The sequence below is a fragment of the Aestuarium zhoushanense genome, assembly GCF_056431045.1.
In genome coordinates this window covers 43306-64144 of record NZ_JBWKMA010000005.1, presented here as the reverse complement: position 1 = coordinate 64144, position 20839 = coordinate 43306, and the positions used below count along the sequence as shown (strand labels likewise).

Genomic DNA, 20839 nt, shown 5'->3' with positions numbered 1-20839 from the left:
TGGACATGATTTTCAGAAATTTGATGCTCGTATCGTCATTTGCCTTACTTCCAATGGCAGTGCAGGCCGCAGACCTGGACGAAGCGCGGGTCAAGGAACTTGTATATGAGGCTATCCGCGAGAATCCGCAAATCATCATGGAAGCAGTCGAAATACTTCAACGTCAGGACGCCGAAGCCCAGGCACAAGCGCAGGCAACCGTCTTGCGCGATCAGCGACAATTGCTCGAGCAAGACCCGAATGCACCGGTTCTCGGCAATCCCGATGGGGATGTGACCGTTATCGAATTTTTCGATTACAACTGCCCATATTGTCGACGCGCTATGCCGGAAGTTCAGGCTCTGTTGGAGGCCGATCCTGATGTGCGTCTGGTCTATCGCGAATGGCCAATTCTCGGGGACGGGTCAGTGTTTGCAACCAAAGCTGCACTCGCATCGCGGCTGCAAGGCAAGTATGAGGCATTCCACTGGGCCCTAATGGGTATGAACGGCCGGGCGGAAGAGGCAAGCGTTCTCAGGATAGCACAAGAAGTTGGTCTCGACATCGAACGCCTTCAAACCGACATGGAGCGCCCCGAAATTGAAGAGCACATCGCGACCTCGATGCGGTTGACGCAGTCGCTCGGCTTCAGTGGCACGCCTTCATTTGTGATCGGCGACAATCTGGTTCCAGGCTTCGTGGAGAGCGATAAGCTCACGGAACTGGTCGACAACGTGCGGGCGTCGGCAAACTAGCACTCTGCGGTGGGTTCTGACATCACGCCCGATGAGCAATGATGCAGGCGAATGAGCCGGAGCCCCTACATACCAAAAGACCTAGGCACGGCCTACCACTGAAAGAGGCGGCGAGAAGATGACTTACCTTTGGTATCTTATTGCTGCCTTTGCCGAGATCGCCGGATGTTTTGCTTTCTGGGCATGGTTGCGGCTCGATCGTTCGCCACTTTTGGTCGGGCCAGGTCTGGTAAGTTTGGCACTCTTCGCATGGCTTTTGACGCGCGCAGAAAGCGAAATGGCCGGTCGGGCATATGCAGCTTACGGGGGCGTCTACATAGCGGCGTCCATGATCTGGATGTGGCTAGTGGAGGGGAGCCGACCGGACCGCTGGGACATTGCAGGCATTCTTCTTTGCCTCTTAGGCAGTGCTCTCATCCTGTTGCCTTCGCGCTCATGATCTGCGGAACCTCAGAAAACCAGGCAAATCCGTCGCTAGAAATCGCTAGGTCATCGCACCCGTCACGACGGGTGCGATGACCCATAGATTAGGCAGTCACGGTATTTTCGTACCCAGCTTCACGAAGCAGGGCCGTCAGCCGTTCTGTTGACAGTGCACCTTCAACAGAAACCGTGCGGGCCGGAATGTCGCAAGATACGCTCGCATTTGCGTCAGCTGCCTTGATCGCCTTTTCGATCGTACTGGTGCAATGACCACAACTCATGTCGGGAACGTTGAATTTCATGTCGATGTCTCCTCTGTGACAGCTTGTTCAGTGCAGATGGGGCTTCCAGTGGGGGGAAGGTCAAGGGTCTCCGTAGATTTTTAAAGCGAAGCCAGGAAAGTTCAAATTGGGTATTGACCTTCCAGTCACTGGAACTCCTATTTGGGGTGTCAAATGGGATTCCAGGAGACTGAAATGACAGATCAATCCAAAGTGACGCTCTCGATTGAAGGAATGTCTTGCGCCTCATGCGTAGGGCGCGTGGATCGGGGCCTAGCCGCGTTGAGGGGAATATCCGATGTCTCGGTGAACCTCGCGAACGAGACGGCGCGTTTCAGCGTGGATGGTTCGCCCCACCTGCAAGATGCGGTCCAAGCCCTGAAAGATCTCGGGTATCCAGCGCGAACGGCATCCGTGACGCTGAACATCGCGTCCATGTCATGTGCTTCTTGTGTCGGGCGCGTCGACAAGGCACTTGCCTTGGTTCCCGGCGTGTTGGAGGTCAACGTTAATCTTGCGGCGGAAAATGCGCGCATCACATATCTTGAGGGCATGACCGACCCTGTGGCCCTCATCCGTGCATCCGAGCAAGCCGGATATCCAGCCAGCGTGGCCGAGGCCACGGCAACACAGGATCGCACTTCGCGAAAAGAAGAGGAAGCGCGCGGGTTGGCACGCCGGGTGGCACTGGCCGCAGCACTCGCTTTGCCGGTTTTCCTGATGGAAATGGGCGGGCACCTGATCCCGGCCGTGCATATGGCGATCAACAATACCATAGGACAGCAGGCCAGCTGGTTGATCCAGTTCATCCTCACAACGGCTGTGCTCATTGGGCCCGGCCGACAGTTCTATCTGAAAGGGTTTCCGGCCTTGCTGAAAGGTGCTCCAGACATGAACAGTCTGGTCGCCGTCGGCACAGGCGCAGCTTATCTTTATTCAGTTGTCGCAACGTTCTTCCCGTCGCTGATGCCCGAGGCCGTCCGCGCTGTCTACTTCGAGGCCGCCGCGGTCATCGTGGTCCTGATCCTGATCGGGCGCTGGCTCGAAGCGCGAGCGAAAGGGCGAACAGGGGCTGCAATCGAGAAGCTGCTCGGCCTACAGGCTCGTACGGCGCGTATTTTGCGTGACGGCGATGCGGTCGAGGTCGAGATCGATGCCTTGCGCACCGGAGATCTGATTGTTGTGCGCCCCGGAGAACGACTCGCCGTGGACGGTGAGGTTGTGGACGGCGAAAGCCATGTCGATGAAAGCATGATCACCGGGGAACCCGTGCCGGTCGGCAAGTCGGCTGGTGATCCTGTCACGGGCGGTACGGTCAATGGCGCGGGCAGTCTGACCTATAAAGCAACGCGTGTTGGTGCGGATACCACGTTGTCCCAAATCATCCGCATGGTCGAAGATGCGCAGGGCGCCAAGCTCCCCATTCAAGGGTTGGTGGATCGGATCACGCTTTGGTTCGTCCCCGCTGTGATGACCCTCGCCGCCTTGACGATCCTTGTCTGGCTAATATTCGGCCCTGATCCCGCCCTCACCTATGCGCTGGTCGCGGGTGTCTCAGTTCTCATCATTGCTTGTCCCTGCGCGATGGGACTGGCGACGCCGACGTCGATCATGGTCGGGACCGGTCGCGCTGCTGAAATGGGCGTGTTGTTCCGCAAGGGGGATGCTCTGCAAGCATTGGGGGACGTCAAGGTTGTCGCTCTGGACAAGACCGGCACCGTCACCGCCGGACGTCCCGCGCTGACCGACCTTGTGCTGGCGGAAGGAGCCGAGCGCTGCACCGTTCTTGCGGCAGTCGCATCGGTCGAAGCCAGATCAGAACACCCGATCGCCGAAGCTATCGTGCGCGGCGCGCAGGCGGAAAACATCAGACTGTCGGAACCGAGCGCGTTTACTTCGATTACAGGGTATGGCGTGCGCGCCATCGTTGACGGGGCCGAGGTTGTTGTCGGAGCTGACCGAATGATGCAGCGCGAAGGGATCGATCTTGGTGAACTCGCAGAGGCTGAAACTATGCTCGCACGGCAAGGTCGCACCGCACTCTTCGCCGCAATCAATGGCAAGGCGGTGGCTGCGATTGGCGTCGCCGATCCGGTCAAACCCTCGAGCCGAGCCGCGATTGCCGCACTGCACAGTCTGGGTTTGAAGGTGGCAATGATTACCGGCGACAAACGCGAAACGGCAGAAGCAATTGCCGAAGAGACTGGTATCGACCACGTGATCGCGGGGGTCTTGCCCGACGGCAAGGTGGCGGCACTGGAAAATCTGCGCCAGCAGGGCACATTGGCCTTTGTTGGCGATGGCATCAACGATGCACCCGCGCTCGCCCACGCGGATGTTGGCATCGCCATCGGCACTGGCACGGATGTGGCGATCGAAAGCGCAGATGTCGTATTGATGTCCGGTGATCTTCGCGGCGTTGTGAACGCTTTCGAGATCTCGCGACACACCATGCGAAACATCAAACAGAACCTTGGTTGGGCCTTTGGTTACAATGTGGCTTTGATACCCTTGGCCGCCGGAGCGCTTTATCCGAGTTTCGCCGTGCTGCTGTCACCGGTCGTCGCTGCCGGTGCGATGGCACTTAGCTCGGTCTTTGTCTTGACGAACGCCTTGCGGCTGCGGCGCGTAAGACCGGCGATGGACGAGCGCCAAGAGTCTGGGCGGGTGGAGGACTTCGCCCCCGTCCCGGCCGAGTGAGAGGAGGCAGAAATGAACATTGGTGATGTTGCCGAGCGGTCAGGAGTGCCGGCCAAGACCATTCGCTACTATGAGGATATCGGTCTAGTAACACCTTTGCGCGCTGCAAACGGGTATCGAAGCTTCAGAGAGATCGATTTTCATAAGCTGGCATTCATCGGACGAGCGCGAGCCTTGGGATTTACAATCGAAGACTGCCGTACGCTTTTGGCGCTCTATAACGATGACAATCGAGAAAGTGCGCAGGTAAAGGCCGTCGCAGAGGTGCACCTGCGCCAGATTGATGAAAAGATCTCTAAACTCATGTCGATGAAAGAAACTCTTTCGTCTCTCGTGCACCAGTGTGCTGGCGATCACCGACCGGATTGTCCAATTCTTGCGGATCTTTCTGTCGTAGACGACGCAACTTTCTCATGATCTCCGACGACGAATGAAATCGCGCGCCCTGCGAGACAGGGCGCGCGACCTGTAGTTACTGCACCAGCTCTGTAATAGTCAGCTTGCCATTCACACGGTCGGCAACGAAGTTGATCTGTGCGCCTTCACTCAGCCCTTCCAGCATCGCGGGATCGGCGAGAACGAAGACCATTTTCATTGCTGGCATGTCGAGGTTTTCCAGCGGGCCATGGTCGACAGTAATCTTGTTCCACTTGGCATCGATCTTGGTCACCGTGCCCGAGGACATGGCACTATCGCTAGCAGCAATTGCAGTTCCAGCGGTCATCAGAAGGGCAGCGGCGAGCGTCAAAAATTTGGTCATGATTGGTTTCCTTTGATTTGAGATCAGTTGACAGTAAGGGCGCCGTGCATGCCGCCTTCATAGTGGCCGGGCAGCAGGCAGGCGAATTCGAAGTTGCCGGCCTTGTTGAAAGTCCAAAGGATCTCCGCCTCTTCACCTGGTTCAAGGCGCACAGCGTTAGGGTCGTCATGTTCCATCTCAGGGAACTTGGCCATCAGCTCTTTGTGTTCAGCGTTTTGTGCCATCGAATCCATCACGAACTCGTGGGTTTCCTCACCCATGTTCGTGATGCGCAGGCGCACGGTTTCACCCTCAGAAAAAGTCATTTCCGAGGAGGGTTCGAAGACGAACGGTGCGTCCTTGTCGTAGTCCTCACGCATTATCACATCGATGGTTCGCGTGGGTTCATGGCCATGCATCGCAGGCATGCCGATGGCCATTTGACCGTTGCCGTGCCCGGCGTCCGCAATTGCGAGGGCGGGAATCAGGGCCAGCCCCAATGTCAAAAGTGCAGTTTTCATGAGCGTGTTTCTCCTGTGCTCTGGCATCAGCCCTGCCGCACGCCGCCGCGCGGCGTGATCACGGTTTTCGGACTGGTGTTGTATGCATGTTCGGGCAGCTCGCCCGTCCATTCGTAGGCCTGTGTTCCGGGCGGGTTGTCGTACCAGCCAGGATCGCTGTAATCGTCGCGGTCGATGCCCTCGCGAACCTTCACCACGCTAAACATGCCACCCATTTCCAATGGGCCATGCGGCCCCCATCCGGTCATCATCGGCACGGTGTTCTCGGGGATCTCCATCGACATCTCGCCCATATCCGCCATACCCGCCGTGCCCATCGGCATGTAGCCAGGCTGCTGGCGGCGGATCATTTGGGTCAGGCGGGACTTGTCGGCGCCAATAAATGTAGGGATGTCGTGGCCCATAGCATTCATGGTGTGGTGCGACTTGTGGCAGTGGATCGCCCAGTCACCTTCGTGAATCGCGTCGAACTCGTAGGCGCGCATGGCGCCTACAGGAATGTCGATCGAGACCTCGGGCCAACGGGCACTTTCCGGCACCCAGCCTCCGTCAGTACAGGTGACCTGAAAGTCATAGCCATGCATGTGAATTGGGTGGTTGGTCATCGTCAGGTTGCCACAACGCACACGGACGCGGTCCCCCTTGTTGACCACCAGAGGATCGATGTCCGGGAAGATCCGGCTGTTCCAGGTCCACATGTTGAAATTGGTCATCTCGGCCACGCGCGGGATGTAGGTCCCCGGGTCGATGTCATAGGCCGCAAGGAGGAACGCGAAATCCCGGTCCACCGGCATGAACGCCGTGTCGCGCGGATGCACGATGAAGAGCCCCATCATGCCCATGGCCATCTGTACCATCTCGTCCGCATGCGGGTGGTACATGAAGGTGCCGGACTTGATGAGGTCGAACTCGTAGACGAAGGTCTTACCCGGCGGGATGCCGGGATGCGACAAACCACCAACTCCATCCATTCCCGATGGCAGGATCAGTCCGTGCCAATGCACGCTGGTATGTTCCGGAAGACGGTTGGTTACGTAAATACGCACCCGCTCGCCTTCGACCGCTTCGATTGTGGGTCCGGTGGATTGGCCATTGTAGCCCCAGAGCCGCGCAATCATCCCGTCCGCCATAATCCTTTCAACAGGCTCTGCAACGAGGTGGAACTCCTTTACATCTCCGTTCATGCGATACGGCAAAGACCATCCGTTCAGTGTTACAACGGGGTTGTAGTCGAACCGATCCGAAGGCCTTGGGGGAACTTGTGTATAGGGGCTGTCGGTAAAGGCGGCCTCGGGCAGATCGCGAAAGCGTGTTTGCGCGGCCCCGGCGTTCGCCAGCACAGCTCCAGCGCTCGCGGTCAATCCCGCGCCCAGTAATTGACGACGGTTCATCATTCTTCGCTACCTCCGGTCAGAGTAATTGCCCCGCCCCAAATCGCCGCGGTCGCGTCTGTTTCGGCAAGCCAGTAGTCACGTTTCGCTTCTGCGGCAGAGAGGCGCGAAGCGAGCCCCTCCTGGGCATCAGCGATCAATTCAAAGGTCGAGGTCAGCATGCCGTTGTAGGACAGCAGCGCTTCGTCATCGATCTGGCGTCGCAGAGGCAAAACAGAGTCGCGCCAATGCCGCGCGATGCTATGGCGACCGGTGATGGCCCTATAGGCCATGCGTGCGTCCGAACGCGCATCGACGGCCTGCTGGGCCAGCCTGTTCGCTGCCTGCAGATAGGCCATGCGGCCACGCTTCGACACCAGCGGACCGGTGTCGTAGAGCGGGATCTCGAAATCTAGAGCAAGCGCTGGATTGGCCTCGGTTTCTCCGGCTGCACGTTCCAGGTCGAAACCAGCCACCAACTGGACGTCCGAGACCATACGGGTTTGCCCGGTCAGACGGTAGTCCAGCGCGAGCGCCTCGAGTTCCAGCTTTCCAGATGCCAGGTCTACGCGGTTTGCCAGTGCCAGCTGTTCGATATTTCCTGCAACGCGCGGGCCACCAGGCAAGGCGGGCAGCGAGTCCGGCACGAATACAGTGGTGTCGCTACCCCAAAGCCCCATCAGCCGAAGCAGTTTTTCTTTGGCCAATTGCGCCTCCAATTGGGCGGCTGCACGTTCGGCGGCAAGCTCAGCAGTAAAGGCATGCTCTCTTGCTTGATCGGCCTTGCTCATCGCGCCGGTACGGCCCAGTTGCACAGCAAGTTCGGACGCTGCCTCGGCAGTGCCCTGAGTTTGAGCGATCAGTGCAGCGGCTTCGAAAGCGCCAACCGCCTCAATCCAGGCCCGGCGGGTTTCAACGGCCAAGTCTATCGTGTCGGCGAGCGCAGCAAGTTCGGATTGTCTGAAGCGAATCTCCGCAAGTTGGGTCCGCGGTGCGGATGTTGCCACGTCGAGCAGGGAGTTGATTAATGTTGCCTCAAGTGTGCGAGTGACATCGCCAGCCAACCCGGAGATTGACACACCGATCGAGGGCACCGGCCCCATAGCCACTTCCCATAAGTCAGTTGAGGACAGACCTAGCTCAGCGAAGCTGGCTTGAAGTGCGGGACTGTTTATCAGGGCAACCTGCACTGCGGTGTCGGCGCTGACGGTCTTACCATGCACCATGGCGTGAACCCTCTTGCGCGTTTCCTCAAGGTCCGCGGCAGACAGGTTCCAGATCGGTGTGGCCCCTAGAGCCTGGCGTGCACCCGTCTCGACACTGCCAAAGCCCGCGCGATCTGGTTTTGCGCGCTCAAGAACGGCAGGACTGGCGCAGGCGGACACCAGCAACATGGACCCCATGAGAAGAGGCAGTTTCATTCGCCACCCTCCCGTTGTTCATCATTCAGCGTCCGCCATTCGGCCGGTTCTCCGACCGAGTAGCCCGCGTAAGCAACAACAGGCCCGGGTTGCGCAGACGCGACCACAGGCGATGTAACCGCCGCCGTAAGCGCTGGCACGGTTTCAAGTTCAGGAAGCGCCGAGCAGGCGGCCCCGAACAGCGGCAAGGATGCCGCAAGCAGAATTTTCACTTAGATTTCCTCGAAATGTCAGATGCAGATGGTCGCAGTCAAACTGCGGCTACAGGTGCATCAGGCGCGAGGAGGGCGCCGCAAACCTTCGGGTGTGGCCGAACGGACTAGGGACGCAATATCCCAGGACCGGAGGGAAACATTAGCGGACTGCTTTGTGCAACTTTCGGCACCTACGAAGTCTCCGACCACGCAGATATGTGACGCACAGTGGTCTGCTCCATGGTCGATATCTGCAGCCGGAATGTCCGTTTCATGATGGTGGCGCTCGTTTGAAGACTCCTGGGCGAGTTGTTCAACAGAGCACGAAACCATGGCTGATGCATTGGACGGCATCAGGGTCACTGCCACCAATATGGAGGCAATCTGGAGTATCCCAAAAAAGGCCCGAATCCTGTACATCATTTTTGAAGCTGTATTGCTGAAACAAAATGTCGGCAAGTCACCAAAACGTGTGGGCCAATTTTTCATACATTCTTCGTAGAAGTCTGAACAAACTGCTGAAATCCTAATCGATCAATGAATGTGCGAGCGCGGATGTCGCAAGCGGTGACGACATGATCGCCCGCTTGAAAAACATCATTGCGTTAGAGACTGACGGAGCGTTGGTCTAACGGTTGATTTCTACTGGCGGCACAAACCCGTAGTCGCTTACTCGAGAGCATTCAGGAACCTGGCGTAGTCATCACTGACCTCCCTCGCCTCAACAAAGGCGCGAGCGCGCTCGGCGTCGAGACAACGAAAGTAGTCCTGCACATCGGCAATGTAGGTCTCGAAATCGCTTCTGATCAGATCGGCGTAGGCACGCATGTCGTCTTGCGACTGAGGCAAGAACGGTCGTTCGGGAGGTACGCAATCTGCTGCCGCGGCTATCGGCATGCTTCCAAGCAGGAACGCGAACAGCAACGGTGCGTTGCGCGCAATAAACAGCCGCAGGGCAAAACTCCTTTGCCGCCTTTAAGATTATCATTCTGTCGGCTATCACCGTTATCGGAGCAAGGCGAACTTCGTCAACACGTTATTATTGTCTTGCTATCATTAATGTTGTTTTGTATCGCTCACGGTGTTGCGACCCCGTGGGCCTGATACTGCACCCAGGCAGAACAAGGACCCAAGGGAAGGCCATGATTGAAGAAGCCCCGAATGTGGTTACAGAAGACGGACTGCGCGGCTTGCTCGCCGAGGGCTACCTCATTGAGGTGGTCTGCAAGGAGAGAGCAGAGAAGCGCCATAACAGCTGGTACGGCTCGTGGGTCATCCGCGCCGTCGCCACTGATGAGCGTGACGATAAGATGCTCGTCACCAGCCGAAGCGTCCTCAAGCTCCGCGACTTCAAAACCATCGTTGGCCTTGTCAGTTTCCTGGCCGACATGGGCTGTACGACCGCTAGCATCCCACTTGAAGAAGGTGGCCGCGAGCGCCACGCCGCGCCTCCGGTCAAAGGCAGCTGACCGCGCGACTGCGCTCGTCGTTGCTTTGGGTACAGGCGTTTGTTCCGCGCCCCCGGCCCTGGCCGACGGTTTCATCTTTTCGGTTGGCCCAGACGGCCAATTGATTTCCTCTTCTCAAGAGGCAAACGGGCGCCTTTTTCTCTTCGCAGAACCTCGCGTTCCTGACGCAACGAGCGAGACAGCGATCCCGGCTCGATCCGCCGCCCGCGCCACCCCAGAAATCCTCCATGCGATCGAGACCACGGCTCTGCGGTATGCCGGGCATGGTGCGCTGCGTCGCGCAGGGCTTTCAGTCACTGATTGGGCGCTCCTTTACCGGGCCAATATCGAAGTCGAGAGCGCATACAATCCGGCTGCACGTAGCCCTGTCGGTGCCATAGGCCTTGGCCAGCTTATGCCGGATACCGCCCGCGACCTCGGCGTGGACCCACATGACATTGCGCAGAACCTCGACGGATCAGCCCGCTACTTGCTGATGATGCTCGACCAGTTCGGTGAGGGTTCTCTGGCCCTTGCCGCGTACAACGCTGGCCCTGAGGCGGTCACACGCCACGGCGGCATCCCCCCTTTTCGAGAAACCCAAGGGCATGTGGCCCGTGTGACTGCCGTGTTTGAGCGGCTCAGAGGAGATCTTTCATGACATCGAGGAAACGTCAAAGCGTGCTCCGCACGCGGGCGATCGTCGCGCTCGGCGCGACGGCCCTTATCGTGCTGGCGGGTCCAGCGCTTGCGCAAAGCATCGACCTCTCGCCGGTACAGACCCTGCTTCAAGGCATTGTCGATGCGATCACCGGTCCCTTGGGCATCGTGATTGGCACGCTCGCACTGATCGGTGTGTTTCTTTCCTGGCTCTTTGGCATCCTCGACTTTCGTCAGGCGCTTTGGGTCGTGGTTGCAATCGCGGGCATCGCCGCAGCACCCACCATCGTCGCCGCCATCTGGACCACCTGAGCAATCCCGGAGTTCTTGGCCATGGCTGACCAGTCCCGCGTGTTCATCGGCCTTCTCAGGCCACCCAAGCTGATGGGCTTGCCGATCATGTACGCCATGGTCTGGCTCTTCGGCTCGACGCTTCTGTTCCTCTGGGTGCAGAGCTGGGTGGTGGCTGTTTTCGCGGGGCTGGCCTGGCCGGCGCTCTGGAAGGCCGCGGACTGGGATCCGAACTTCCTCGATGTCCTGGTGATCACCCTGCAGGAAACCCCGCCCACGACGAACCGCAAGCTGCATGGAGGCGACAGCTATGCCCCGTGATGGAATTGCCGATGAGATTGAGAACGCCATCGATCCGCTGACCGCGCTACCCGCATGGGTCAAGGGCGAGAAGCGGCTCTCAATGATGCTGCCTTATGTGAGCCTCGTGAACGACCGAACGATCCGGACACGCGGCAACGAGCTGATGCAATGCATCCGGCTCGAGGGGGTGAACAGCACCACGAGCGAGGACGGGCATCTCGACCGGATCGGAGGGTTGCTGGCTGGCATCGTGGCGCAGGTCGGGACCGAGTTCTCATTCTACTTGCACAAGGTCTCGAAAGCGGTCGACGTGACCCTGCCGCCCGTTCCGGGCGAAGGGTTTGCGGCCGCCGTCGACAAACGATGGCACGCGCATCTCGGCCGCGCGAGTTTGCGCGACAAGACGCTGACTCTGACCGTGCTGAAGCGCCCCGAGGCGAGCAGCCGTCTGCCCTTCGGTCTGGGGGCGTCTCGCTCGCGACATGCGGCCGACACCACCCGCCGCTTGCGCAAGCTCGACGAGGTTGTGGGGTTTCTGCTGTCCTCCTTCGATGAGCTGAAGCCCCGCCCGCTGGCCGCAAGCACCGGCGAGCTTCTGGGCTTCCTCGGTTCACTCAACACGGGCGAGGAGTCCCCGCTTTTCCCCCGGTCGCGCCTCGGTGTGATCGCCGAGGACGTAGCCAATACGCGCGTCACCTTCCGCGGCACGACCATCGCACTCTCGGACGGTGCCGTCGGCGACAAGCTCGGGGCGATCTTTGCGGTGAAGAACTACCCGGCCAAGACCGATAGCCTGATGCTCGACGAGTTGAATCTGCCCGTCGACATGGTGGTCACGCACTCTTTTGTGCCGATCAACGCCAACATCATGGCGGGCCGGATCAAGCGGCAGCTGCGGCTAATGCAGGCCGCCAATGACGGAGCCGTCAGTCTCGCCCAGGAACTGGAACTCGCGCAGGACGATCTGGAATCCAAACGCCTGATCTTCGGCGAGCACCACATGACCGTGGCCGTCTATGCCCGCACCCAGACGGCGCTTGACGACATCGCGGCCGAAATCCGCAACATCTCCGCCACTTCCGGGATCAACCTGATCTCGGAAGCTTTCGGGGCGCGGGCGCATTTCATGGCGCAGCATCCCGGGAACACAGGGGCGCGCAGCCGCAAGGCCGCAATCACGAACCACAACTTCACCGATCTCGCCACCTTTCACCGCACCCCGCTCGGAAAGACAGGTCGGGAAGTCCCCTGGGGCGTGCCGATCACGCTCTTTCCGACACCCGAGCGCAGTGGTTTTCGCTTCAACTTCCACGAACAGGGCGCGCCGGATCGCGAGCCCACGGGAGGCCACACGCTGATCCTCGGCCGTCCCGGCTCCGGCAAATCCGTCCTGGCGGCTTTCCTGATGACCATGGCACGGCGGGCAGGTGCGCGGGTCTTCGTATTCGACTATCGCGCGGGCATGGAGATGGCCGTCCGCGCGCTCGGCGGCAGCTATTCGACCGTGCGGGCGGGGCGCCCCACGGGCCTCAATCCGCTCCAGACCGAGATCGACATGCGGGGCCAGGCATGGCTTGCTGATTGGCTCGCGAGCCTCTTGGAGCGGCGCGATCGACCGCTAACCCCGGTTCAGACCAACCGATTGCAGGAAGTCGTGCGCCAGAACGCGAGCGCAGGACATGCGGGCCTACGAAACTGGTCGGATTTCGCCTCGCTGCTGGTCTCGACCGATGACGAGGGCGATCTCTTCGAGCGTATGCAGGAATGGACGGCCGAGGGTCGCTACGGCTGGATCTTCGGGGCCAATGCCGAGGACAGTTTCAGCATCGATGGAGACGTCGCGGGCTTTGACCTCACCGGCATCCTCGATTCCGAGAGCGAGCGGGAACGCATGGCGGTCCTGTCCTACCTCTTCCGCCGGGTCGAGCGGGTGATCGAGGACCGCAAGCCCACCATCATCGTCATCGACGAGGCATGGAAAGCCCTCGACAACGCCTACTTTGCGGAGCGCCTCAGCAACTGGCTGGTGACCGCCCGCAAGCAGAACGCCGTCGTCGTGATGATGACGCAATATGCCAGCCAGCTCGAGCGCACGCGCACCGGCAAGACCATCGTGGAAGCGGTGCCGACGCAGGTGCTCTTGCCCAACATTCGTGCTTCCGCCGCTGACTACGCGATGCTCGGCCTGACCGAGAAAGAGCTCGACGTGCTTCTGGGCGTCGGCTCGGCCTCGCGGCTCGCGCTTGTACGCGACGACCGTGGTTCCGTCGTGATCGATGCCGATCTCAGCGCGCTCGGCCCGCTCGTGACCATCCTTGGCGGAATGGAGAAGGGCGAAGCGCTTGTCGGCGCCGATTATCGCGAACGTCCTGATTTCTGGAGAGTGACATGACCCGTACCATCATTCGCAGCGTAGTGCTGCTCGGGCTCGGCCTGACCCTGACAGCCTGTGCGCAGCATAACCCCCCGCAAGCCAACTGCTTCAATTTTCGCGAGGCTCCTGCGCAGGCAGGAACCGCCACCGCCACGATCTCGACCATGGGGGCGGAGGTCACGCGCCGCGACAGTCCTTGCGATTTCGTCCTCTTGGGGGCGGGCGGCTGAGCCAATGCGGACCTGGCTACCTCTCTCGATGATCGGCTTTGCACTGGCAGGTCCCACGGCAGGGCCAGCGGTCGCCCAAGGCGTGCCGACCTTCGATCTGCGCCTCTTCGCAGAGCGGCAGGCCATCCTTGAGCAGACCGATCGGGACCTGGCACTGCAGCAGGTCCGGCTAAGCCGCGAGGAGGAACTGGCCGAAATCGAGCGCCAGCAACTCGCCTCCCTCGAAGGGCTGATGGATGCCATGTCGCTTGGCGCTGGAGACGTGGCCGGAACCGTGGCGGGGCTCGAGGCGGGGCAGGGGGCGGTAGACGACGTCGAAAGCGCGGCCGCCAGTCTTTATGCGCCCGAGGACACCAATCCAGCGGCAGCGCGGATGTTCGGCGATGCCAGGGAGGGGATCGAGGAGCTGATCATCCGCGCAGCACGCGACACCCATAGTCTGTCCGGGGTCGGCCGCGCAGGTCTTTCGCTCGTGCAATGGCGCTGTCTCTTGCAGGCGCTGATTTGGCAGGAGAGCCGCTTCCAGATCGGGGCACGCTCACCGGTAGGGGCCTTCGGACTTACCCAGATCATGCCCGGTACCGCGGGCGATCTCGGGATCTACCCGGCCTATTACGACGATCCCTATCTGCAGGTCACCGGCGGTGCGCGATACCTCGCACAAATGCTGAACATGTTCGATGGCAACATTATCCATGCGCTCGCCGCCTATAACGCCGGTCCTGGCAATGTGCAGGATTATGGCGGTGTGCCGCCTTTCGCGGAAACCCAGCACTATGTCGTGGTGATCCCGCAGCAGTACAACAGCTACCTCGCGGCCGTGGGCGGCATCGATGCGCTCGGCACCATCGATCCTGTGCTCCTCGCCAACGCGAGTTTCAGCCTCTCGGCCCACGGCGCAGGGGTCTATGGCGACTATTCGCTGGTCTCGGTCCGTGCCGCCGCCCTGCGGGTTCAGGACATCATCACCCGCATTGGTGAGACCGAGGATCTCCACGAGGCCATCGCGCTCAACACCTATGCCCGGGCCGAACTGGCCCGGCTGGTCGCAATCCGGACCCGGATCAAGGCCGCCCGAACCGAGCCACTCAGCGCCGAGCAGATCGCCTTGGCGGCAGCGCAAGCTGCCGAGCGGCAATACATGGATTTTAGTCAGGAGGATTTGCGTTGAACCTGCGCCTGCCCCGTTCCCTTTTCGCCGGTAGCATCGCTCTCGCGCTTGCCCTCAATGTTACCGGACCTGTCGCGGCACAGGGTGTGCCCACGGTGGACACTCAGAACATTGCCCAGGAAATCCGCCAGCTTCAGCAGATGCTGCAGGATTTCGGGATCCAGACCGATCTTCTGGACAATGCGTTGGAGCAACTGGACATGCTGCAAAGCCAACTCGATCAGCTGAACGAGATGTATGCCTCGCTCACCGGGCCGCGCAGCATCCTCGGACTTGCCATGGGCGGGGACCTCGATACCTTGCTTGAGGCCAACTTCGAAGACATCCCCGGCCTGATCCGAGGCATCCAGGCGGGCGATTGGAGCGCGCTCATCGGGCCCAATGCCGGGCCCATGCGCACGCAGATGGAACAGGCGCTGGCAAGCGCCGGGTTCGACGAGGATTCACTCCGCGAGATCGCCACCAGCGGCAATCCGGGCGCCGAAGGCGTGGCCACGCGGGCCACCACAGGTGCTGTGATGTCGGCGGCGGCGCAGAACAGCCACGCAGAGGCGGAACAGTCTCTCGAACGGGTGGAACGTCTGGTCGAGATGATCCCCGACATGGAGGATCTCAAAGCCTCGATGGATCATAACACACGCGTCACGGCGGAACTCGCCATCGCCATGACCCGGATGTGGGAGCTGGAAGCGATCCAAACCCTAGGCGCAGGCAATGCAGGCGTGGTCGACGCCGCCACGGTTGCCGAAGAACGCCGCTACATGGACTTCACCTTGCCGGATCTTGAGCCATGAGTGGGGCAGGGGTGATGACTGCGCGCGAGCTCGTGGAAGAGGAACTTGTCTACGGTGCCCTGCGCCGGGAACAGCTTTGGCGGATGATCGGCATTTCCGGGGCAGGCTTTGGCGTATTCGGCTGTTTGACGGCTGCGGCTGTCGCGCTGATGGTCGAGACGCCGCCTCCCGTGGTTGTGCCCTACGATCCCGCGACCGGGATGGCGCTCCCCAATGCCACGGTTGAAACCGTGTCGCTCGCCGAACGGCCTGCCGTGATCGAAGCGCAAATCTACCGCTACATTTTCGACCGCGAAACCTACAACCAGCTCGACAACGATCTTCGTGTCCGCCGTGTCCTGGCACAGTCTTCCGGATCGGCCGAGGCCAGCATGCGCGCGATGTGGACATCGGGGCAGGACAGCTATCCGCCGACGCGTTACGGGGCTGCGGCCGAGATGGCCGTTGAGATCGCATCGATCACCCTTATTGGCGATAACCGCGCCCAGGTGCGGCTCAGAAAGCGCCTGACCAGCCCTCAGGGGGTACAGGATGGATCGTTCACTGCCACGTTGATGTTCGAATTCCGGCCCGAGCGGACCCGAGCGATCGACGATGTTTGGCAAAACCCTTTCGGTTTCACCGTTACCCAATATGCCATCCGATCGGACCGTTCCGAATGACTCGCACTCCAATCTCTGCGCTGCTGGCCGCCAGTATTCTCGCGTTCGCGGGAACGACTGCTTTGGCCGAAACTACGCCCCGTCCAGGTTCTCATGACAATCGCGTGCGCGTCGCGACCTGGACTGAAGGCCAGGTTTACCGTGTCGTCACGACTCTGACCCGCGTCACCACAGTCGAATTCGGTGAGGGTGAAACCATCCGCTCGATCATCGCCGGCGATACGGTCGGGTTTCAATTCGACGGTGTCCCGGGTGGCCGTGCCTTCGCCATCAAGCCGACAGCATCTGGCGTCGCCACCAACATCACCGTCTACACCAACCGCCGCTCCTACTACTTCCATGTCGTCGAAGCCCGGGAGACGCCGCATTATGTCGTGCAGTTCCGCTATCCTGAAAACCGCGTGCAACCCACCAGGGCGGTTGCGGCCGATGCGCCGAACGCGAACTATGCGGTCAGCGCCCGAGAAGAGTTCACGCCGACGGCCATCTGGGATGATGGTACCTTCACGTATTTCCGGTTTGCACGGAACGCGCCGGTGCCCGCCATCTTCCGATATTCGAACGGCAGGGAACGCGCGGTGAACAGCCAAGCCTTGAGTGACGGCGTCATCCGCGTGTCCGGCGTCAACCGGCAATGGGTCCTTCGCCTTGGCGAAGAGGTGATTTGCGTCCAGGACGCAGGACAGGCCACATCATGACCGAAGGTACGGAAGACCTCGCCGCGCGCCTCGCGGCTCTCGAAGGTTCGACAGGCAAAGCGAAGGCAAACAAGCGGCCTGCACCGCTTGCCGCGATCCTTGGAGTCGTCGGCATCGCCGCAGCAGGTGGTCTGGCGTGGGCTGCCCTACAGCCGTCGGCAGAAGCACCAATGGCGACCGCCGCGCCGGAGGAGTTCCAGAGCAGCGGCCCCGGATTCGGAGATCTGGCGCCGATTTCTACCCCGGAGCCCAGCCAAGCCCCGCCTGCGGACACAGGTCCGAGCGAGTCTGAACTCGCGCTGATGGAAAGTCTTGCGACATTGAGAGCGGAACTCGAGGACCTGCGCGCAAGACCGGCCGAGGCCGCGGATAGCGGGGCGGAGCAGGCTATTGCGGACCTGACGGCGCAAATTGCCACCTTACAGGAAGCATCCGCCGAGGCTCAGCGTGCCCTCGAGCGGCAGCTGACCGAGCGGGACCGCGAATTGGATCAGCTCCGCATGGACTTGGAACTTGCACGGCTTGCACCACCAGAGCCGACCTCATTGGGACCAAGTGAAGAAGAATTGCGGCTGGCCGAACTCGAAAGGCGGCGCGCTGCTGAAGCTGAGGCCCGCGCAGAGCGTATCGCGTCTCCTATGATCGCATTCTCCGGGATGGGCGCGGGTGCGGATAGGGAGAACACGCTGGAAGCCGCACGTTTGAATGCAGATGAAGCCTTTGTTCGTTCGGGCGCACAACCTGCGCAGGTGACACGTGCCGAAGTGATCGCGAACCCATCGAACACGGTTGTTCAGGGCACCATGATTCAGGCTGTCACAGAGACGGCTCTCGACAGCACACTGCCCGGCGCGATCCGCGCCATCGTCTCGGAAGACGTCCATTCGTTCGATGGAACCCGTATCCTGATCCCGCGCGGCGCGCGGCTGATCGGGCGCTACCGCTCCGATGTCGCACTCGCCCAATCGCGCGTCATGGTGGCATGGGACCGGATCATCTTGCCCGACAATCAGACTGTGCAGATCAGCGCCTTCGGTGGAGACGAACTCGGCCGTACTGGCACCACCGGGTTTGTCGACACCCGTTTCGCGCAACGCTTCGGCTCCGCCGCGCTGATCTCCTTGATCGGCGCTCTGCCTGCGGCTGCAGCGGGTCAAATCGACAGCGAGGCGGCGGCCGATGTTGCGAGTGATGTCGGCACCGACCTGCGCGATAGCACGCAAAGCGTGATGCAGGACTATCTGGCGATCCGGCCAGTGATACATGTCGACCAGGGTACACGGATCACGGTCATGGTTGATCGTGACCTCGAGATTTTCTGACATGGCTGCAAGTTATCTGGAAGCGTCGCTCGACCGTTTCGGCCCCGAGGTCCTGCGCGACGACACGATCGAGATCTGTATCAATCCCGACGGACAAGTCTGGGGCGAATTCCAGGGCGACCACTTCATGCGAGGTCTCGGCAGCCCGCTGAGCCAGACCGAGATCAAGGACCTCGGCAACCAGATCGCCTCCGCCGCCTCGACCACGCTCAGCACCAAGAAGCCTATCGTCTCGGTCTCGATCCTATATCGTGATCGCCCGATCCGCGCGCAGGTGATCCAGCCGCCGGCAGTCGAGGGCGGTTTCTCGATTTCTCTTAGGTTCTTCTCCTCCCTGCCGCTTGAGAAGGTCAAACTCGGATTCCTTTTCGGCAAGGAACGCAGCCTTGAGGGTCTGCGCCGGGAACGGAACGCCGCGCTTCGTGATGTGGTGAGGTCCGGCGACATCGACGCTGCGCTGCGGTTTTGCGTCGAGAACAAGCTCAACATGATCGTCTCGGGCGGTACATCTACCGGCAAGACGGTGGCGGCGCGCAAGATCCTTTCGCTGATCCCGCCCGAAGAGCGGATCATCACCATCGAGGAGGCGGCCGAGCTGCGCCCCGAGCAGCCCAATGCCGTGACGTTGATCGCGGACCGGGACACGGATGCCCGCAGTGCCGATGTGCTCTTGGCCTCAACGCTTCGCATGCGACCCGACCGGATTGTCCTAGGCGAAGTCCGCGGTCGCGAGGCGATGACGTTTCTCGAGGCAATCAACACCGGCCACGGTGGATCGCTGACCACGCTGCATGCCGAGACCCCACAACTTGCTGTTCGCCGCCTCGCCATCGCCGCCCTGAAAACCGATGTGCCGATGACCTATGCCGACATGCTCGATTATATCGAGGGCTCAATCGACGTGATCATTCAGGCAGGCCGCCATGAAGGCGCGCGCGGAATCACCGAGTTCTTTCTCCCGGGCCAAACCACTGATTTGAACCTCGACACGGTCGACGGCAGAGGCAACAAGAGCCCCTCCGTTGCCGCTGAGTAAAAAAGGAACCCCCCAGATGCGAAAACCAATCCTCGCAGTCATGCTTGCCGCCCTTGCGGGCCCACTTGTGGCACAGACTTCGCCTCCGATCTCAAACGATCTCACGGTCGATATGTCGCCTCAACAATACCGGATCTGCAACGATCGTCCGGCGCGCCCGACCTGGATGGACGAAATCAATCCGCGGGAAGCCTACAAGGCAGCAGCTTTGATGGAATTGTACGAAATTCGGGCCTGGGAGGAGATCGCTGAATCTGGCGACTGCGGCTGTGAAACCCGCTTTCCCGCTTGGGGTAGCTCCGATGGCGAGTATCATGAAAGGTATGCAGGCCTTAGCCAAGCCGAGCATTCAGCGTTTCGCCGCGACTGGATTGAAGTAAGGAAGCAACTCGAGCCGAGCGTGCGTACAATCTGCGAAGCTCAAGGCAACTGGTAATGGGCGTCGTCAGCTGGATGGTCGGAACGGCAGACGCGTTCCTTGTCGATGCGGCTGAGTCCCAGTTCGGGGCCGTGGCAAGCAATACCGGCACGATCGTCCTGCTGATGGTCACGCTTTCGCTAATCGGCGTCTGCATCAACATGGCATTCCAGTTCCGCAGCATGGATGGGGCCAGCTTCTTCTGGTACCTGATCAAGCTGATGCTGATAGGGCTCTTCGCCTTCAACTGGGCAAACTTCAATGCAGTAGCGAACGCCGTCATTGGAGGCTTGGACTACGTCGCTGGCGCACTAGTGTCTTCGGTTGGCGGCGGAGGAGCCGGAGCCACACACTTTGCCGGCGAATTCGACATCCTGATCGAAAAATTCAGCCAGTACCTGAATGCCATCGGCAGCAATTTGAACTGGATGACGGGCGCGATCCTAGGCGGCATCGGGCTTATTCTTTTGAGCCTCCTTGGCTTCATGACCGGCATCGTCCTCATATTCGCCAAGATGATGCTGACCCTCATGCTCGGCCTTGCTCCGATCATGATCGCTCTGTCGCTCTTCGACGCGACCAAGGATTTCTTCCATAGGTGGGTCTCGACGACGGTCAGCTATGCCTTCTACCCCATCGTCATCGCAGCAATGTTTTCGACCGTCGTCGGCATGGCGAATTCGCTTCTCGCGCAGCTCGGTGATCCAAACTCGGCAACCAACATCGGATCGCTCGTGCCGTTCTTCGTCATGGTGTTCCTAGCCAAGGGCTTCGTCGCTGCAACGCCCCTGATTGTGCGGGGGATCTCTGGGAACCTGATGGTAGCCGCAGCGCCCGCTGTGGTCGCTGGATCGACCGGGATCATGCGGGGGATCTTCAATACCGACGGCGTGAAGGGCCGGGCGCGGATCGGTGCGCTCACGACAAGCGAAGTAATCGGACGAGGCGCGGTGCAGACGCCTGCCGCTGTGCGGAGCGCCGCGGCAACGACAAGCGCGCAGGTGGTCAGAATGGCGGAACGGGCAAAACGTTTGCGAGAGTAGAAAGGA

General features: G+C 60.4%; 25 protein-coding genes. 18 read left to right on the top strand and 7 right to left on the bottom strand.

Going from position 1 to position 20839, the window contains the following annotated elements; translation table 11 throughout:
- Positions 1–5 precede the first annotated feature (5 nt).
- Both AC07ED_RS03930 and AC07ED_RS03925 read left to right on the top strand, forming a co-directional pair.
- Entirely contained in the window at positions 6–734 is a 729-nt protein-coding gene (locus tag AC07ED_RS03930) for a DsbA family protein (protein ID WP_040402930.1), read from the top strand.
- 118 nt (positions 735–852) lie between these two features.
- The gene (locus AC07ED_RS03925) at positions 853–1173 is read left to right on the top strand and encodes a YnfA family protein (protein WP_009573643.1); all 321 of its coding nucleotides are present in this window, start codon (positions 853–855) and stop codon (positions 1171–1173) included.
- Positions 1174–1261: 88 nt separating this feature from the next.
- On the opposite strand, the gene AC07ED_RS03920 is transcribed toward AC07ED_RS03925, so the two are convergent.
- Entirely contained in the window at positions 1262–1459 is a 198-nt protein-coding gene (locus AC07ED_RS03920; RefSeq protein WP_009573644.1) for a heavy-metal-associated domain-containing protein, read from the bottom strand.
- A 174-nt stretch (positions 1460–1633) separates the two neighbouring features.
- On the opposite strand from AC07ED_RS03920, the gene AC07ED_RS03915 reads away from it, so the two are divergent.
- Positions 1634–4138 (top strand): heavy metal translocating P-type ATPase, encoded by a 2505-nt coding sequence (locus AC07ED_RS03915; RefSeq protein ID WP_040402909.1) that lies wholly within the window; start codon positions 1634–1636, stop codon positions 4136–4138.
- A gap of 12 nt (positions 4139–4150) precedes the next feature.
- Entirely contained in the window at positions 4151–4555 is a 405-nt protein-coding gene (cueR, locus tag AC07ED_RS03910) for a Cu(I)-responsive transcriptional regulator (RefSeq protein ID WP_009573646.1), read from the top strand.
- A gap of 55 nt (positions 4556–4610) precedes the next feature.
- Here the strand turns inward: cueR and AC07ED_RS03905 are convergent, their stop codons facing one another.
- From AC07ED_RS03905 to AC07ED_RS03880, 6 genes are all read right to left on the bottom strand, one after another.
- A complete protein-coding gene (locus AC07ED_RS03905) occupies positions 4611–4898 on the bottom strand; it encodes a copper-binding protein (protein ID WP_009574142.1) in 288 nt (95 codons plus the stop codon).
- 23 nt (positions 4899–4921) lie between these two features.
- On the bottom strand, positions 4922–5398 hold the full coding sequence (locus AC07ED_RS03900) for a cupredoxin domain-containing protein (protein WP_009574143.1): 477 nt from the start codon (positions 5396–5398) through the stop codon (positions 4922–4924).
- 26 nt (positions 5399–5424) lie between these two features.
- Entirely contained in the window at positions 5425–6792 is a 1368-nt protein-coding gene (locus AC07ED_RS03895; protein ID WP_074646437.1) for a multicopper oxidase family protein, read from the bottom strand.
- A complete protein-coding gene (locus AC07ED_RS03890; RefSeq protein ID WP_043872337.1) occupies positions 6789–8189 on the bottom strand; it encodes a TolC family protein in 1401 nt (466 codons plus the stop codon). Before AC07ED_RS03890 ends, AC07ED_RS03895 begins: the two co-directional genes overlap by 4 nt.
- Complete coding sequence (locus AC07ED_RS03885) at positions 8186–8401, bottom strand: hypothetical protein (RefSeq protein WP_066707477.1); 216 nt, start codon at positions 8399–8401, stop codon at positions 8186–8188. Before AC07ED_RS03885 ends, AC07ED_RS03890 begins: the two co-directional genes overlap by 4 nt.
- A gap of 651 nt (positions 8402–9052) precedes the next feature.
- The gene (locus AC07ED_RS03880; protein ID WP_158664612.1) at positions 9053–9307 is read right to left on the bottom strand and encodes a hypothetical protein; all 255 of its coding nucleotides are present in this window, start codon (positions 9305–9307) and stop codon (positions 9053–9055) included.
- A gap of 218 nt (positions 9308–9525) precedes the next feature.
- Here AC07ED_RS03880 and AC07ED_RS03875 point away from each other — a divergent pair, with 218 nt between their 5' ends.
- From AC07ED_RS03875 to AC07ED_RS03810, 14 genes are read left to right on the top strand one after another with little or no spacing between them, the layout of a single operon-like run.
- Entirely contained in the window at positions 9526–9852 is a 327-nt protein-coding gene (locus AC07ED_RS03875; RefSeq protein ID WP_009574148.1) for a hypothetical protein, read from the top strand.
- Positions 9809–10492 carry a lytic transglycosylase domain-containing protein gene (locus tag AC07ED_RS03870; protein WP_043872336.1) on the top strand — a complete coding sequence of 228 codons (684 nt, stop codon included), beginning with the start codon at positions 9809–9811 and terminating at the stop codon, positions 10490–10492. The genes AC07ED_RS03875 and AC07ED_RS03870 overlap by 44 nt, the downstream gene beginning before the upstream one ends.
- Positions 10489–10803 carry a TrbC/VirB2 family protein gene (locus tag AC07ED_RS03865; RefSeq protein ID WP_043872335.1) on the top strand — a complete coding sequence of 105 codons (315 nt, stop codon included), beginning with the start codon at positions 10489–10491 and terminating at the stop codon, positions 10801–10803. The genes AC07ED_RS03870 and AC07ED_RS03865 overlap by 4 nt, the downstream gene beginning before the upstream one ends.
- 21 nt (positions 10804–10824) lie before the next feature.
- Positions 10825–11103, top strand: a complete 279-nt coding sequence (locus tag AC07ED_RS03860; RefSeq protein WP_009574151.1) for a VirB3 family type IV secretion system protein — start codon at positions 10825–10827, stop codon at positions 11101–11103.
- Entirely contained in the window at positions 11093–13477 is a 2385-nt protein-coding gene (locus AC07ED_RS03855; RefSeq protein ID WP_043872334.1) for a VirB4 family type IV secretion/conjugal transfer ATPase, read from the top strand. The genes AC07ED_RS03860 and AC07ED_RS03855 overlap by 11 nt, the downstream gene beginning before the upstream one ends.
- Positions 13474–13689, top strand: a complete 216-nt coding sequence (locus tag AC07ED_RS03850) for a hypothetical protein (protein ID WP_043872333.1) — start codon at positions 13474–13476, stop codon at positions 13687–13689. The genes AC07ED_RS03855 and AC07ED_RS03850 overlap by 4 nt, the downstream gene beginning before the upstream one ends.
- A 4-nt stretch (positions 13690–13693) precedes the next feature.
- On the top strand, positions 13694–14860 hold the full coding sequence (locus tag AC07ED_RS03845) for a lytic transglycosylase domain-containing protein (RefSeq protein WP_043872332.1): 1167 nt from the start codon (positions 13694–13696) through the stop codon (positions 14858–14860).
- The gene (locus tag AC07ED_RS03840) at positions 14857–15654 is read left to right on the top strand and encodes a type IV secretion system protein (RefSeq protein ID WP_028095516.1); all 798 of its coding nucleotides are present in this window, start codon (positions 14857–14859) and stop codon (positions 15652–15654) included. Before AC07ED_RS03845 ends, AC07ED_RS03840 begins: the two co-directional genes overlap by 4 nt.
- 14 nt (positions 15655–15668) lie before the next feature.
- Positions 15669–16316, top strand: a complete 648-nt coding sequence (locus AC07ED_RS03835; RefSeq protein WP_043872331.1) for a VirB8 family type IV secretion system protein — start codon at positions 15669–15671, stop codon at positions 16314–16316.
- Positions 16313–17014, top strand: a complete 702-nt coding sequence (locus tag AC07ED_RS03830) for a TrbG/VirB9 family P-type conjugative transfer protein (RefSeq protein ID WP_009574160.1) — start codon at positions 16313–16315, stop codon at positions 17012–17014. Before AC07ED_RS03835 ends, AC07ED_RS03830 begins: the two co-directional genes overlap by 4 nt.
- Positions 17011–18336, top strand: a complete 1326-nt coding sequence (locus AC07ED_RS03825) for a TraB/TrbI/VirB10 family type IV secretion system protein (RefSeq protein ID WP_043872330.1) — start codon at positions 17011–17013, stop codon at positions 18334–18336. The genes AC07ED_RS03830 and AC07ED_RS03825 overlap by 4 nt, the downstream gene beginning before the upstream one ends.
- Position 18337: 1 nt before the next feature.
- Positions 18338–19372, top strand: coding sequence for an ATPase, T2SS/T4P/T4SS family (locus AC07ED_RS03820; RefSeq protein ID WP_043872329.1), 1035 nt, complete (start codon positions 18338–18340; stop codon positions 19370–19372).
- Positions 19373–19388: 16 nt separating this feature from the next.
- Positions 19389–19808, top strand: coding sequence for a hypothetical protein (locus tag AC07ED_RS03815; protein WP_009574168.1), 420 nt, complete (start codon positions 19389–19391; stop codon positions 19806–19808).
- On the top strand, positions 19808–20833 hold the full coding sequence (locus AC07ED_RS03810; RefSeq protein WP_009574169.1) for a TrbL/VirB6 family protein: 1026 nt from the start codon (positions 19808–19810) through the stop codon (positions 20831–20833). Before AC07ED_RS03815 ends, AC07ED_RS03810 begins: the two co-directional genes overlap by 1 nt.
- Positions 20834–20839: the final 6 nt, after the last annotated feature.